The 14338-nt window shown below is 65.5% G+C and carries 16 protein-coding genes and 2 tRNA genes; 7 read left to right on the forward strand and 11 right to left on the reverse strand.

Features of this window, described 5'->3' with window-relative positions:
- A partial coding sequence (locus VL752_RS21345; protein ID WP_325358528.1) for an alpha/beta fold hydrolase occupies nucleotides 1-402 on the reverse strand: 402 nt, incomplete at its 3' end.
- Nucleotides 403-527: 125 nt separating this feature from the next.
- On the opposite strand from VL752_RS21345, the gene VL752_RS21350 reads away from it, so the two are divergent.
- Nucleotides 528-1466 carry a LysR family transcriptional regulator gene (locus VL752_RS21350; RefSeq protein WP_325358530.1) on the forward strand — a complete coding sequence of 313 codons (939 nt, stop codon included), beginning with the start codon at nucleotides 528-530 and terminating at the stop codon, nucleotides 1464-1466.
- A gap of 54 nt (nucleotides 1467-1520) precedes the next feature.
- Here the strand turns inward: VL752_RS21350 and tehA are convergent, their stop codons facing one another.
- From tehA to VL752_RS21365, 3 genes are all read right to left on the reverse strand, one after another.
- Entirely contained in the window at nucleotides 1521-2492 is a 972-nt protein-coding gene (gene tehA / locus VL752_RS21355; RefSeq protein ID WP_325358532.1) for a dicarboxylate transporter/tellurite-resistance protein TehA, read from the reverse strand.
- A gap of 77 nt (nucleotides 2493-2569) precedes the next feature.
- Entirely contained in the window at nucleotides 2570-3226 is a 657-nt protein-coding gene (gene bluB, locus VL752_RS21360) for a 5,6-dimethylbenzimidazole synthase (RefSeq protein ID WP_325358534.1), read from the reverse strand.
- Between the two features lie 70 nt (nucleotides 3227-3296).
- Nucleotides 3297-4247 carry an NAD-dependent epimerase/dehydratase family protein gene (locus tag VL752_RS21365; RefSeq protein WP_325358536.1) on the reverse strand — a complete coding sequence of 317 codons (951 nt, stop codon included), beginning with the start codon at nucleotides 4245-4247 and terminating at the stop codon, nucleotides 3297-3299.
- Between the two features lie 92 nt (nucleotides 4248-4339).
- Between VL752_RS21365 and VL752_RS21370 the strand changes: the two genes are divergently transcribed.
- A complete protein-coding gene (locus VL752_RS21370) occupies nucleotides 4340-5218 on the forward strand; it encodes a LysR family transcriptional regulator (protein WP_325358538.1) in 879 nt (292 codons plus the stop codon).
- Here VL752_RS21370 and otnI read toward each other — a convergent pair.
- The 4 genes from otnI to VL752_RS21390 all read right to left on the reverse strand — a co-directional run bounded on the left by otnI (nucleotide 5197) and on the right by VL752_RS21390 (nucleotide 6941).
- Complete coding sequence (gene otnI, locus VL752_RS21375) at nucleotides 5197-5979, reverse strand: 2-oxo-tetronate isomerase (RefSeq protein ID WP_325358540.1); 783 nt, start codon at nucleotides 5977-5979, stop codon at nucleotides 5197-5199. The genes VL752_RS21370 and otnI overlap by 22 nt on opposite strands.
- Nucleotides 5980-6025: 46 nt before the next feature.
- A complete protein-coding gene (gene nusG / locus VL752_RS21380) occupies nucleotides 6026-6556 on the reverse strand; it encodes a transcription termination/antitermination protein NusG (protein WP_325358542.1) in 531 nt (176 codons plus the stop codon).
- Between the two features lie 12 nt (nucleotides 6557-6568).
- Nucleotides 6569-6763: a preprotein translocase subunit SecE gene (gene secE, locus VL752_RS21385; protein WP_325358544.1), complete on the reverse strand. Its 195-nt coding sequence runs from the start codon at nucleotides 6761-6763 to the stop codon at nucleotides 6569-6571.
- Between the two features lie 101 nt (nucleotides 6764-6864).
- Nucleotides 6865-6941 (reverse strand) — tRNA-Trp (locus VL752_RS21390).
- A 224-nt stretch (nucleotides 6942-7165) separates the two neighbouring features.
- Between VL752_RS21390 and VL752_RS21395 the strand changes: the two genes are divergently transcribed.
- The 3 genes from VL752_RS21395 (at nucleotide 7166) to VL752_RS21405 (ending at nucleotide 10725) form a co-directional block, all read left to right on the forward strand.
- Entirely contained in the window at nucleotides 7166-8767 is a 1602-nt protein-coding gene (locus VL752_RS21395) for a Do family serine endopeptidase (protein ID WP_325358546.1), read from the forward strand.
- A gap of 148 nt (nucleotides 8768-8915) precedes the next feature.
- Complete coding sequence (locus tag VL752_RS21400; RefSeq protein ID WP_325358548.1) at nucleotides 8916-9947, forward strand: NAD(P)-dependent alcohol dehydrogenase; 1032 nt, start codon at nucleotides 8916-8918, stop codon at nucleotides 9945-9947.
- A 10-nt stretch (nucleotides 9948-9957) separates the two neighbouring features.
- The gene (locus tag VL752_RS21405; protein WP_325358550.1) at nucleotides 9958-10725 is read left to right on the forward strand and encodes an SDR family NAD(P)-dependent oxidoreductase; all 768 of its coding nucleotides are present in this window, start codon (nucleotides 9958-9960) and stop codon (nucleotides 10723-10725) included.
- A 54-nt stretch (nucleotides 10726-10779) separates the two neighbouring features.
- Here VL752_RS21405 and rlmB read toward each other — a convergent pair whose 3' ends face one another.
- Nucleotides 10780-11553 (reverse strand): 23S rRNA (guanosine(2251)-2'-O)-methyltransferase RlmB, encoded by a 774-nt coding sequence (gene rlmB / locus VL752_RS22315; protein ID WP_422652910.1) that lies wholly within the window; start codon nucleotides 11551-11553, stop codon nucleotides 10780-10782.
- A gap of 583 nt (nucleotides 11554-12136) precedes the next feature.
- On the opposite strand from rlmB, the gene VL752_RS21415 reads away from it, so the two are divergent.
- Nucleotides 12137-12222 (forward strand) — tRNA-Tyr (locus VL752_RS21415).
- Nucleotides 12223-12359: 137 nt separating this feature from the next.
- Here the strand turns inward: VL752_RS21415 and VL752_RS21420 are convergent.
- Both VL752_RS21420 and VL752_RS21425 read right to left on the reverse strand, forming a co-directional pair.
- Nucleotides 12360-12557 carry a hypothetical protein gene (locus VL752_RS21420; RefSeq protein ID WP_325358554.1) on the reverse strand — a complete coding sequence of 66 codons (198 nt, stop codon included), beginning with the start codon at nucleotides 12555-12557 and terminating at the stop codon, nucleotides 12360-12362.
- Nucleotides 12558-12815: 258 nt separating this feature from the next.
- Entirely contained in the window at nucleotides 12816-13172 is a 357-nt protein-coding gene (locus VL752_RS21425; RefSeq protein ID WP_325358556.1) for a hypothetical protein, read from the reverse strand.
- A gap of 374 nt (nucleotides 13173-13546) precedes the next feature.
- Between VL752_RS21425 and VL752_RS21430 the strand changes: the two genes are divergently transcribed.
- Nucleotides 13547-14017 carry a DUF2721 domain-containing protein gene (locus VL752_RS21430; protein ID WP_325358558.1) on the forward strand — a complete coding sequence of 157 codons (471 nt, stop codon included), beginning with the start codon at nucleotides 13547-13549 and terminating at the stop codon, nucleotides 14015-14017.
- Nucleotides 14018-14338: the final 321 nt, after the last annotated feature.

Raw genomic sequence — 14338 nt, forward strand, 5'->3', positions numbered from 1 at the left:
CCCCTCGATATAAGCGTTGCCGTTCTGGGAGATGATGGCCGTGACGCGTTCGGGATGCGCCATCGCCAGCCGCAGCCCCGTCGGCGCGCCGTAGTCGAAAATGTAAAGCGCATAGCGGGTGAGGCCGATCGCCTCCACGAACTGGCCGATGACCCCGGCGAGATGGTCGAAGCTGTACTCGAACGCGGCGCGGCCGGGCGCGCGAGTGAGGCCGAAACCCGGCAGATCAGGCGCGATCACGCGGTAGCGATCGGCGAGCACCGGAATCAGATCCCGGAACATATGGCTCGAGGTGGGGAAACCGTGCAGCAGCAGGATGACGGGTGCATCGGCCGGGCCGGCCTCGCGATAGAACACATCCACGGCGCCGACCTTCCGGGTGCGATAGCAGATGTCGATCATGGCTCTCTCCAATCCTGGTTCGGTAGAGGCTCCGCGCCTCGCTTCGCGCGAAAACAGGGATAGACCCTTGCGGATTTCGGTAGAACGCGCGTTGTTTGAGAGGCTTGATTTCAGGATTCGAAAGAATGGATCGGATCGACGCGATGGAATTGGCCGTGGCCGCAGTGGAGGAAGGATCCCTTGCCGCTGCGGCAAGGCGCTTTGGCCGCTCTGCCGCCGCCGCCACTCGTGCCATCGCCCAGCTGGAGGAGGCCGCAGGAGAGACGCTGCTGCTCCGCTCTACCCGAGGGCTTCGCCTCACCGAGGCAGGGGAACGCCATGCGGCGGTGTGGCGGGACGTGCTGGCCCGATTGGCCGAAATCGGGCCGGACCGGGCAGGCCAGGTGATGAGCGGCACGCTTGTCATCACCGCGCCGGAACTCTTCGGCCGCCTGAAGGTGGCGCCGGTGCTGGAAAGCTTTCTCGACCGCCACCCGCAGGTTCAGGCCCGCGCCCTGCTGCTCAATCGCATGGTAGACATGGTGGGCGAAGGCGTGGATGTCGCCATCCGCCTCGCTCATCTCGCGGACAGCAGTTTCGTCGCGGTCAGGCTCGGGGAGGTGCGGCAGGTCATCTGCGCAGCCCCCGCTTATCTGGACGCGCATGGCGCGCCGGCCGAGCCCGGCGAACTCGCGGGCTACGCCTGCATCGGCATGAACCCGGAGGGCAATCGCGAACTCTGGACATTCCGGCGGGGGGCGGAGGACGAACGCGCGCGATCGGTGCACGTGCGCACGCGGCTTTCGAACACCAGCGTCGGCGCCGGGCTGGATGCGGCGCTACGCGGCGGCGGCTTTATCCGCGTGCTCTCCTATCAAGTGGCTGAACAGCTTGCCACGGGACGGCTGCGGCGCGTGCTGCGCCGCTTTGAACCGGAGGCGATTCCGGTTCATATCCTGTTCCGCGCCCATCCCCGCCGCTGGTCACCAGTGCGCGGATTTGTGGACCATGCGGTGCCGCTGCTGCGGCAGGAACTCATGCAGGTCGCGGCGGTGGTTGATTGGCTGCCCGCGGGGGAACGCTGAGCGGCACGGGGTGCCCGAGGAGACGCGGACAGGGCCTCTGCCGGGCATGCGAACTCAGGTCGTTCTGCTCGGCGCCACGGGGGCCGGAGACTTCGGAAACAGTTTTCCCTGCATCATCATCCGCAGGGTGCCTACCGCCAGGATCCCGACAAAGATATTGGCGGCGACAAACAGAATGGGGGCGAGGGTGGCGACCGCCCCGCCGTCCCCATGGATCAGCATGAGCAAGGGCGTCGCGGCGAGCGACGTCACGCCGAAGCTGAAGGCCCAATACGAGGGAGCGAAGGGCTGCTCCCTGATCCAGTTCGTCAAGCGCAGGAGCAGCAGGGCCTGAAAGAGCCCGTAACCCAGCAGTGCATGGGCGAGGAGCGCGGGCGGCCCGGGCTGGACCGCGAGATAGGCGACCGCGCCCACGACAGGCGGTGCCATCTGGATCCCTAAGGTCGGCCGAAGTGCGACCGCCATGCGTGGCCCGGTATAGAGCCGATGCAGCAGCACGGATTCGATGGCGAGCCAGGTGAAAAAGCCCATGCCGAAGAACAGCGCGCCCCAGTCGGGAAGGCCCAGTGCGCCTGCGCTGGTGCCGGCCACGAAAGTGCCGGCGACGGCAGGCAGATAAAGCACGGCCGTCGTGTCGGCTGCCTCCCGCTCGCCCTGCCAGAGCAGCCCCGTGCGCCACAGCGCGAAGCCCAGTGTGAAGACGAGACCGCAGAGGAAGAGCAGCACGGTCAGCGGCCGCGCATAGGGCAACAGCGCATTCCCCACCAGCATGGTGGCAACGCCGATGAGGCCTACGAAGCAGCATTGCACCGGGTGGCCGAGCTCGGCCCGCGCTTGCTCCGGCACGGCCAGCCATTTGGCGGCATAGAGGACGATCAGCAGCGCCCAGACGAGGACGGCGATGGCGAGGATCGCCTCGCCGATCGCGGCGGGCAGGAACCAGAGGCGATGCGCAAGTCGCCAGCAACTGCCGAGGCCGGCAAGCCCCAGGACGATTCCGAACATGGCGGCAGGCACGCGGGGCATGGCGATCCTCGACCAGAAACGGGATGCCCCAGGCTAGCCGCCGCGGCGCGCGCCGTCGATCCTGTTCGGCAACGGGTTCAGCGTTCGAGGCGGACCGGGCCAGCCCCTCGCCGATGCTCCCAGCCCATGCGCTCCAGCTCCGGGATTTCGGTCTCTTCGCGCGGGAATCCCAAGCAGAAATAGCCGATGAAGGTCCAATCTCTCGGCACATTGAGCGTTTCGGCGATCACCGCGGGGTCGAGGATGGAAACCCAGCCCAGGCCTAGTCCCTCGGCACGGGCCGCAAGCCAGATCGTGTAGACGGCCATGACGGCGGAATAGGCCGTCGTTTCCGGCATGGTGCGCCGACCAAGGCCATGGCCCTGTTCGGGGTCGGACTCGGCGAAAACGGCAAGGTGGCAAGGTGCCTGGTCGAGCCCGGCGAGCTTCAGGCGTGCGTAATGGGCGGCGTGGTCCCCGGACTGGCTGGCCAGTGCGTCGGCATTGCAATGCTCGAAATTCGCCCTCACCAAAGCCCGCCGCCCGGCATCATTGACGGTCACGAACCGCCAGGGCTGGCTGAGCCCGACGGATGGTGCAAGGCAGGCGGTTTCGAGCAGCCGGTCGAGCAGGGAAGGCGCCACCGGATCGGGCTTGAAGTGCCGCACATCCCTTCGCCAGCGGAACAGATCCAGCAGGCGTGACCGGAAGGCGTCATCGAAAATCGGGATCGGGTGGAGCGAGTCTTCCGCCATGGACAGTGCTTCTAGGTAAGAGCCGGTTCCGGCCAAGAGGAGGAAGCACGCCCCGGCCCGGAAGTCACCCTCACTTTACCGCGCGGACGGCGTGCACGGTGGACGTGACCGCGGCGTTGAGGGGCGTATGGGGTTCCGCGCCGAGGATGGCACGGAGGCGGGCATTGTCGAGCGTAATCGTCTCGCGCCAGAGGTAGCGCATTTCCAGCAGCTCCCGCATCGTCGTGTTGAAGGGCGCGGCGGCGAAGACGATCGCCCAGGGAAAACTGCGCACCGGCAGGCGGCCAGCCTGGGCGCGGGCCACCGCTTCCGCCATCTGGCGTCCCTGCAGGACATGGCCGCCGAAATGAAGCGTTTCCGAGGGTGGCAGCGCGGCCTCGCGCTCGGCAAGCTGGGCGATGGTCTCGGCGAGATCAGGCAGATAGGCCCAGGCATGGCCGACGCCCTTCCGCTCAGGCGTGAGAATCCGGCGAAGCCGCTTGCCATTCTGCAGCATGATCGTGGCGACCCAGGAACTCGGCGCATGGGGGCCGAAGTAGTCACCGGCGCGCAAGGTCAGAAACCGCAGGCCCCGCGTGGCTTCCTCCGCCAGCATCGCCTCCATCTCCACCCGGATCGCGCCCTTGCGCGTCAGGGGATGCTGCGGCGCGGTTTCGCTGGCGACCGGCCAAGCATCCGGCCCATAGACGTAGACAGAGCCGGGATAGATCAGCCGCGCACCGCCGGACTTGGCGGCCGTGATCGCGTTGCGCAACATAGGGATCGCGAGTCCCCGCCAGTTCCGGTAGCCGGGCGGATTGGCGCCATGAAACAGGATATCCGCGCCTTGCGCTGCCCGCTGCATGTCCTCGGGCCGCATCGCGTCACCCTGTATCCACGCGATGCCGGAACGATCCGCGACTGGCCGTCGGGTCAGTGCCCGCACGCGCCAGCCGTGCCGCAACAGGGCCTCCGCCACCGCACCGCCGACACCGCCGGTGGCACCCGTGATCAATGCCGTTCTTATTCGGTCTCCGCTCATCTTCCGCTCTCCATTCCTGACTGAGCAGAGGATGAGGGCGGTATGAGTAAACGAAAATTGGCCAATCTTCTGCTGCTGCTATAGAAGAATGTATGGAAGATCCGGATTGGACTCTTTGGCGTTCCTTCCTCGCCGTCCTGCAGACCGGCAGCCTGTCCCAGGCCGCGCGCCACCTGAGGCTGACCCAGCCGACGCTCGGCCGCCATATCTCCTTGCTGGAACGGGCGCTCGGGGCGGTGCTCTTCACCCGCTCGAACGATGGGTTGCGGCCGACCGAAGCCGCCCTGGCGCTTCGCGAGCAGGCGGAAACCATGGCGGCGGCAGCCGACCTTCTCACCCGCATCGCTTCGGGCGAAGTGGAGAGCATGGCGGGCAGAATCCGGCTGACGACCAGCGAGTTCATGGGCGTGGCGGTGCTGCCGCCGATCCTGGCCGCCTTCCGAACGCTTTATCCGAAGATCGACATCGACCTTGTGATGAGCGACCGCAACCTCGACCTACTGCGCGGCGACGCCGATCTCGCCGTGCGCAATGTGGCGCCGGTACAAGAGGCGCTGGTCGTGCGAAAAATCGGTGAAGCGCCAGTCAGGCTCTTCGCTCATCGCAGCTACGTGGCGCTCCACGGCCTACCGCAGACCTTGGCGGGGTTGGAAGGCCACGGCCTGATCGGGCGGGAGGAATATCGCGTGCGTGTGCCGGTACTCGCTGCCCTCAGCCTGCGATTCGGATTCACCTCGCCGAGCGATATCGCGCTGCTGGCGGCGCTGCGTGCAGGCCTCGGTATCGGAGCCTGCCAACAGGGCGTAGCGGCCGCTGACCCCTCTCTCCTGCCGGTGCTGCCGGAGGTGACGATCGCCACTGTCCCGGTCTGGATCGCGACGCATGAGGATCGGCGCAGCCTGCGGCGCGTGCGCCTGTTGTTCGACCATCTGGCCGCGGGATTGAGCGCCTATCTCGCCTCGGCGCGATAGGGCGCGAACCAGCCTAGTCCTTCTAGAGTGCCGGCGCGGGGGCGATATTCGCAGCCGATGAAACCGTCATAGCCAAGACGGTCTAATTCCTCGGTGACATACAGAAAAGAAAGCTCGCCCGTGTCGGGTTCATGCCGGTCCGGCACGCCCGCGATCTGCACATGGCCAATGATCGGCATCATCTCCCGCAGGCCCATGACAACGTCGCCATGCAGGATCTGGCGGTGATAGATGTCGAACTGCAGCGCCAGATTGGGCAGGCCCAACTCCCCGATGAGCGCGGCCGCATAGCCGAAATCATTCAGGAAATAGCCCGGCATGTCACGCATGTTGATGGGCTCCAGCACCAGCGTAATCCCCGCGTCCGCCAGCCGCTCGGCCGTGCGGGCGACCGCCGTGCGATAGGCGCTGGCTGCGCGCTCGTCGGCGCGGTCAGCGATGCCGGCCATGAGATGAAGGGTGCGGCAGTCAGTGGCTCTGGCGTAGGGGAGGGCCGACTCGACGGCGGCGGCCAGTTCTTCGGAACGGGCAGGGAAGGCGGCCATGCCGCGCTCGCCTGCTGCCCAATTGCCCGGCGGCAGATTGAAGAGCGCCTGGCTCAGCCCGGCACGGGCGAGTGCACGGCCAACCTCATCGGGCTCGTGGTCGTAGGGAAAAAGATATTCGACGGCAGCAAAGCCGGCGTCGGCGGCGGCCGCGAAGCGGTCCAGGAAGGACCACTCCGTAAACATCATGGACAGGTTGGCGGCAAAACGGGGCATGGTGGTCTCTCTCTCCCGATGCGTCAGGCCGCCAAGCTTGTTCGGCTCAGACCTTCTCGACCTGGCTGTATTCCAAATCGACCGGGGTCGATCGTCCGAAGATGGAGACGGAAACCTTCACGCGGCCCTTCTCCTCGTCAACCTCTTCCACGGTGCCGTTGAAGCTCGTGAAGGGGCCGTCGGAGACGCGGACCTGCTCGCCGACCTCGTAAAGAACGGACGGGCGCGGACGCTCCACCCCTTCCTGGGTCTGCTTCATGATCCGCTCGGCTTCCGATTCGGTGATCGGACTCGGCTTGTTGCGGCTGCCCAGGAAGCCCGTGACCTTCGGGGTGTCCTTGACCAGATGCCAGGCTTCGTCCGTCAGCTCCATCTTCACCAGCACGTAGCCTGGGAAGAATTTACGTTCGGCATTGACCTTCTGGCCGCGGCGCATCTCGACCACCTCCTCCGAGGGGACGAGAATCTCATCGAAATGGTCAGCGAGGCCCTTCTGCCCGGCCTGCTCACGAATTTGCTGGGCAATCTTCTTCTCGAAGCCCGAATAGACGTGAACGACGTACCAACGTTTTGCCATGACCAGCCCTCCTCAGGAGCCGCTGCTGAACAAGGTGCGCACACCAAGGCCGATGAGCTGGTCGGCAGCAAAAAAGAAGAACGACGCGATCAGGGCCATGCCGATCACCATGGCCGTGGTGATCAGGGTCTCCTTGCGGGAGGGCCAGGTGACCTTCGATACTTCGCTCCGCACATCACGGAGAAAGCCCACGGGATCGAAGCTCACGGTCACAATGCCTGCCCGGAAATCGTCTTCAACGCGCACCTATTCCTCAAACAGCGGCGCCGGCCGAAGGATAATGTCCGGCCGGTGCGAAATTTGCCGAATGGCAGGGGTGGAGGGTCTCGAACTCTCAACCTCCGGTTTTGGAGACCGGCGCTCTAGCCAATTGAGCTACACCCCTGCAAGCTCGGTCAGTGACGCTAGACACATTTTGTGGCCCGCCCTGTCAAGTCCCTGCCTGCCTAACCCGGACGAACGGCACGATGACGAAATGTCCACGTGACGCTCTCTTCACGATCTCGAATGCAGACGGAACGGCAGGGGAGCCTATCTAGCGCTCAACAGGATGGCACTTGGGCGCTGCAGGAGTGCCGCATCCGCGTTTGGAGCATAGGAGTTACCCATATGACACGTCGCTTTCGCCTCAGGTCTGCCTTGGCTGTCACTCTTCTCGCCGGCAGCACGCTCGGCGGCTACGCCCTCACCAGCCCGACCTTCGCCGATGCCACGGCCACGGCAACGCCCGCGCAGAACGCGCCCATTAACGCGCCGACCGGTGACGTGAGCCGGCTGCCGTCGGGCATGACCGCCCAGGTACTGCCCGACTTCACCGAACTCGCCGCCCGGGTGAAGCCCGCGGTCGTGACGATCCTCGCCGATCTCAATGCCAATCAGGCGGCGGCCGACGGCCCCGACCAGGGCCAGGGCGATCAGGGCGGTGACCAGGGCCAGGCCCAGAACGGCATGCCCTTCCCGCTGCCTTTCCCCTTCAACATGATGCCCGGTGCGCCCGGCATGCAGATGGGCCCCCAGCACCCGCAGATGATCGAGGCCGCTGGTTCCGGCTTCATCCTCAACGCCAACGGCACCATCGTGACCAACAACCACGTGGTGCAGGGCGCCAAGACGATCACCGTCACCCTCTCCGACGGCACCCGCCTGCCGGCCAAGCTCGTCGGCCGCGATCCCTCCACCGACATCGCCGTGCTCAAGGTCGATGCCAAGCATCCCTTGCCCTATCTCGACCTCGGCAATTCCTCCAAGGTTCAGACCGGCCAGTGGGTCGTGGCCATGGGCAATCCCTTTGGCCTCGGCGGCACAGTGACGGCAGGCATCGTCTCGGCGGAAGGCCGTGACATCGGCGACGGCCCCTATGACAGCTTCCTGCAGATCGACGCCCCCATCAACAAGGGGAACTCCGGCGGACCGCTCTTCGATCAGAAGGGCGACGTGATCGGCATGAACACGGCGATCCTGTCCCCCTCCGGCGGCAGCATCGGCATCGGCTTCGCGATCCCGGCCGACACCATCAAGCCGGTGGTGGCGCAGATCCTGAAGGACGGCCATGTGACGCGCGGCTTCCTTGGCGTCGAGGCACAAACGATCGACGCCGGCATGGCGCAGGCGCTGCATCTGCCCGGCAACGGCCAGGGTGCGCTGAACGGGGCGCTGATCGCGCAGGTCGAGCCGAAAAGCCCGGCCGAGAAGGCTGGCCTCAAGCCCGGCGACGTGATCACGGACGTGAACGGCACCACCATCCACACGCCGCGTGATCTGGCCGTGACGATCGCCGCCATCGCCCCGGGCGACAAGGCTGCTCTCAAGATCGTTCGCGACGGCAAGATCCAGGATGTCGACGCCCAGATCGCCCAGATGAAGAGCAAGGTCGCGACCAAGACGGGCGGTTCCGAAAGCACGAGCCAGGGTGGTGTCGGTCTGGCCTTGGCGCCGCTGACGCCGAATCTGCGTGGCCAGCTCGGCGTGCCCGACGGCACGGACGGAGCGGTCGTCGCCCAGGTGCGGCCGAACTCCCCGGCCGATCAGGCGGGCATCCAGCAGGGTGACGTCGTGCTCGGCGTGAACAGCGTGGCCGTGGGTTCGCCCAATCAGGCGGCGACCGCCATCCGCGGCGCCCTGCATGACAACAACGGCGCGGTGGCGCTGCGCATCCTGCGCCAGGGCCAGCCGATCTTCGTCGCGATCACGCCGGACAAGACCGCCGGCTGATCCGCATCGCAGCTATGACAAATGAACCCGGCCAGGACTTTCGTCCGGGCCGGGTTCTTTTTTGCAAAGAACCGTGCTCAGCTTCATGATGCGAGCCAAGAGCGGCCGGCAGGGCTGCCGGAGCGCGGAGCCCTTGAGGAGAGACGTCATGAAAGCCATGGTTCTGGAAGAAATCCGGCGCATTCAGCTGCGCGACATCGCGGTGCCGACCGAGACCGGCCCCGGCGAGGTCAAGATCGCGATGAAGGCGGTCGGCATCTGCGGCAGTGACCTGCATTTTTATCTGCACGGCCATATCGGCCCGTTCTGGGTGAAGGAACCGATGATCCTCGGCCATGAGGGCGCGGGCGAGATCATCGCGGTGGGCGACGGCGTGTCCAATCTGAAGGTTGGCGACCGCGTTGCCATGGAGCCCGGCATTCCGGACTGGACGTCCCGCGCCTCCCAGCTCGGCCTCTATAATCTCGACCCGGCCGTGCGCTTCTGGGCGACCCCGCCGGTGCATGGCTGCCTGGTGCCCGAGATCGTCCATCCCGCGAACCTCACTTTCAAGCTTCCGGACGGGGTCAGCTACCAGGAAGGCGCCTTCGTCGAGCCGCTCGCCGTCGGGATGCAGGCGGTCTCCAAGGCCCATATCCTGCCCGGCCAGACGGCCGTGGTGCTGGGTGCGGGCACGATCGGCATGATGGTGGCCCTGGCCGCGCTGGCCGCCGGCGTCTCGAAGGTCATCATGACCGACGTGCAGAAGGAAAAACTCGCCATCGCCGCCACGTACGAGAACATCATCCCGGTCAATGTCGCGGAGGTGAAGGCGGCGGACCGTGTGAAGGAACTGACCGGCGGTTGGGGCGCGGATGTGGTCTTCGAAGCCTCGGGCAGCCCGCATGCCTTCAAGGGGATGTTCGACCTCGTCTGCCCCGGTGGCTGCGTCGTGCTGGTCGGCATGCCGCCGGCGGAAGTGGGGCTCGACGTCGTCGCCGCCCAGATCAAGGAAGCACGGATCGAGACCGTCTTCCGCTACGCCAACCTCTATCCGAACACCATCGCACTGCTCGGCTCGGGTAAGATCGACGTGAAGCCGCTGATCTCCCGCACCTTCCCCTTCGAGCAGTCGGTCGAGGCCTTCGAATTCGCGGCGCAGGGCTCGCCCGACGTCGTGAAGACGCAGATCGTCTTCTGAGGGACGCCCCATGAGCGTGACCGAACGGTTTTCGCTGGCCGGTAAAAAAGCGCTGGTCACCGGCGCTTCCAAGGGGATCGGGACGGAGCTTTGCTCCGTCCTCGCCGAAGCTGGGGCCGACATCGTGGCGGTCGCCCGCGATGTGGCGGGCCTGGCCGAGGTGCGCGCGGCAGTGGAGGCAAAGGGCCGCCGCTGTCTGGTGATCCCGGCCGATCTCGGAACGGCCGAGGCACCCGAGCGGGCGGCGCAGGAAGCGCTGGCCGCCTGGGGCACGATCGACATCCTGGTCAATAATGCCGGGGTCAGCTTCCCGAAGTCGCTCGTCGATCAGACGGTCGCGGAATGGGATCTGATTCAGGCGGTGAACCTGCGCGCGCCCTGGCTGATGGCCCGCACGCTGGTGCCGGCGATGATCGCCCAGAAGGCGGGCAAGATCGTGAATGTCAGCAGCCAGACAAGCGCCGTCGCCCTCATCGAGCACGGCGCCTATGCGGCGTCCAAGAACGGGCTCAATGGGCTGACCAAAGTGATGACCGCGGAATGGGCCGCGCACAATATCCAGTGCAACACCGTCTGCCCGACGGTGACGATGACGCCGATGGGTCAGCAGGTCTGGGGCGACCCCGCCAAGCTGAACCCCATGGTCGCCAAAATCCCGGCTGGCCGCGTGGCCCAGACGGTCGAGGTCTGCGATGTGATCCTGTTCCTCTGCTCCCAGGCATCGGACATGATCAATGGCCAGGATATCTTCGTCGACGGCGGCTATACGGCGCTGTAACCGTTAAGTCCGCGCTGTCCCTCATCCCGCCGGGGTGAGGGACGGCGCAAGCTCTCAGGGCTTGCGGGTGAGTTCGTAGAGCGCCACGGCGGTCGCCGCCGAGACGTTAAGGCTTTCCATGACGCCTGGCATCGGCAGCATGGCGAGTTCGTCGCAGGATTCGCGGGTGAGGCGGCGCAGCCCCTCGCCCTCGGCCCCCAACACCAGCGCCACGCGGCGCTCGGCAAAGGCCGAGCCCTGCAGCGCCTGGGTCGCTTCCGCATCCAGCCCCACCACCCAGCAATCGGCCGCCTTCAACTGGCCCAGCGTGCGCGCGAGATTGACGGCGCGGAGCAGGGGCACGCTTTCCAGCGCCCCCGAAGCCGCCTTGGCGAGCGAGCCGGTTTCCTCCGGTGCATGGCGCTCCTGCAGGATCACCGCCGCCACCCCGAAGGCCGCGGCAGAGCGCAGAATGGCGCCGACGTTGCGCGGGTCGGTCACCTGGTCGAGCACCAGGATGGGACCATTGCGGTTCAGCGCCTCCTCCAGCGTGATCTGCGGCAGGAGATCGGCGAGGAGAGCCACGCCCTGATGCACCGCTTCCCGGCCGAGAAGCTGGTCCAGCCGGCTGCGTTCCACCATCTCGGGGTCGATTGTCCAGGGCTGGGGTAGGCGAGCGGTGAGAGTGGCCGCCCCCTCCTCGGTCACCACCAGGCGACGGAGGAAGCGTTCGGGATTGCCGAGCGCGGCGTGGACCGCATGAATGCCGTAAAGCCAGACTGCACCGCGGGGCGTCTCCGCCGGGCGTGGCTGGCGCGGCACGAAGGTCACTTCGCGCTCGCGCGTCAGGCTTTCGCGTGCCCGGTCCTGGATTCGGGCCGGGGCAGGGGCCTCGTCCCGAGGCCGCACCGTCTCCTCCCGCGGGCCGCGATAGGGAAGGCGATCGGCGCCGCGCGGCCGTGCCGGTGCGCCGCTGGCGGAGGCGCTGGCGTGACCGGGCTTGCCGGTGGGGCGGCTGCCGGGCCGGGTGCTGGGATTTGCGCCGGGCTTGCCCGCCTGAGGCTTCGCTCCGGGCTTCACCCCCGGCCTCCCCAACGGCTTGCCGGTCGGGCGTTCGAAACCGCGATCCGGGCCGGCCTCGCGCGGCCTCTCTGCGCCACCCGCATGGCTGCTTCCATGCGAAGCCTTGGCGCCCGGCCGGCCAGCCGGGCGTTCGCCGCCGCTACGCGCGCCACCGCCGGCCTGAGGCGGCCGATCGGCCTTCTGAAAGGGCTTGCCGCCGGGGCGGGGGCCGCGCGGACGATCTGAACGGGGCGGTCTCATGCGGCGGGTTCCTATAAGGCGGTCTGCCCTGGGGCGAGAAAAAGATGGCTGCGCTCCCATAGCCTTCGTTGACAACCGACGGCAAATGAGGGATTTCGGGCGCCGCGTTGGAGGGGTGCCCGAGTGGTTAAAGGGGACGGACTGTAAATCCGTTGGCGCACGCCTACGTTGGTTCAAATCCAACCCCCTCCACCATCGCCTGTTAGTAAGGCGATGATTTTCCGAGGAAAATATTCATCCTGGGCTGGCCGCGATCACGCCGCGCCATCTTGCGGCGCTGTGCGAGCGCCCTCTTCGTGACAGGGGTCGACGGGATACCCGGGGGGGCCGCGCTATGCCGGCTTTTCCCCGCCACTATCCTGAACGGCGCTCAAGCCCCTGACGGCGTCGAGATAAGTCGCCTCGATCTCCGACTTCGAGCCATCCGACCACCACATCTTCGCGGTTCCGTGCTCGCCGTCTTCACGGGGTTTGAAGCGCCACTTGACCAAAACGACTCGTGAAGCGTTCGGTTGGAGTTTTTTCTGCATGGTACCTCTCCGCTGGGCTCCAGGACGAAGCAAGGTCGGATCACTATAGCCCGCGAAGCCCAGCACCGGGAAGAAGCAGGTCTGAGCACATCCCCCAGGAACACGAGGAAGCGGCACGAGCTGTCATCCCGTCCTCGGGCGATCACATCCTGCCCGCGGACCGCGCGCAGGAGACAGCGAAATGAGCGGGTGCAAGAATGGTGGCTGCCCAACGGCTGAGGCCACGACATAGTCGCAGATAGCTCTCGTAGCTGCAGGTTATCTCACCGATACCCTGAGCGCAAAGGGAGCCGGTGGGGCGCGCAAAGTCTGGAAGACGATGAATTTGTAGGTTCCCGCAGCAGTTTTAAAGGAATAGCTGTCCCTGTCATCAACGACGCCATAGATGCTGAAGGCCATATTTCTGTTCGTCCTGGCGAACCTGAATATGGCTGTCTGGCCCTTGCCGGTTGCAAGCGTGTAGCAGGGGAACGGTTCATCCGAACCGACCGACCCGCTGACGGTCGCCGACGAGTGCCCTCGAGCAAAGTGGATCGGCGTGCAATTTGCTGGCTCCTGCCCGCGTGCAGCCGAGGCTCCTAGGAGAAGTATGGCGGCGAGCGTTGTGCGGATCATGATCTGGCCTCACCTCGAGGTCGTGACGGACAGGCTATTGTTCCGGTGCAGTTAAGAGAAGCGATGGCAGCGATGGCAGGGTTGAGCCTCAAGGGGAAGCTGTTACGCGAGACAGGTTCCTCGGGAGAAAAAAGAGGAGACAAGTAAGAAGCGGAAGTTGCCTACCATGTCGAACTCAGAAGTCATCTTCGGATTCGTTTTGGATCCGGCTTTTGATGGATCCGAGGCCCTCAGTCTCCAATCGTTGAGACATAGGATCCAGATATAAAAGTCACAACCAATCGCCATTTGATAATGGCCGGCTCCGCCGAGTTGATTGGCGAAATTTTGACAACTAAGCATCTGGCGTAGCTCAGGCGCGAGAGGATAGGCGAATGGTTCTTCCGGTTCAACCCGACGTGGTCGACAATACAGCGCACATCGTGCAGGTGGCGCTCACCCCGATCTTCCTGCTGACGGGCGTGGGTACCCTCCTGAACGTGTTCAACACGCGTCTGGCCCGGGTGTCGGACCACAACCAGCACTTGGGCGAGCTTCTTCGAGCCGACCCGGACGACAAGACTCGGAGATGGCTTCAGAGGCACGTCGCACGCCTTCAATTGCGCCTGTGGGCTTTGGATGCCGCAGTCGCTCTCACGGCGATTGCCGGCGCGGCGACCTGTGGCACCGCCTTCATCCTGTTCCTGGGCAGCCTGCGAGACCGGTCTGTTGTATCATGGCTGGTGATTTCGTTCGGTGTCGCGCTGGTCTGTGTTGTTTTGGCCCTGGTGGCATTCGTGGCCGATACCGTACTGGCGTGGCATGGGCTGCGCCGCGAGGGACCGCTGCCGCGCGGTCCGGGATAAGAGAGAGCGGTCGAGAGCCGTCGGCGTCTAATCAACCGCCCGAGAAGGAGCGAGCCAGTGTTCAAAACCTACACCGGGGCCTGCCACTGTGGCGCTGTCCGATTTGAGGTTGGGTTTGATCTCAGTGCAGGGACCGGAAAATGCAACTGCTCATACTGTTCGAAACTGCGCCTTTGGCTCGTCAATGCTAGGCCTCAGGATTTTCGTCTCCTCACAGGCGAAGCAGATATCGCAGATTATCGGGGTAAGAATCCCGTAGCACACCATCAGTTTTGCAAGCGGTGCGGCGTGCATCCATTCGAATGGGTCGACATGCCGAAC

Source organism: Acidisoma sp. (assembly GCF_035492295.1).
Taxonomy (GTDB): domain Bacteria; phylum Pseudomonadota; class Alphaproteobacteria; order Acetobacterales; family Acetobacteraceae; genus Acidisoma.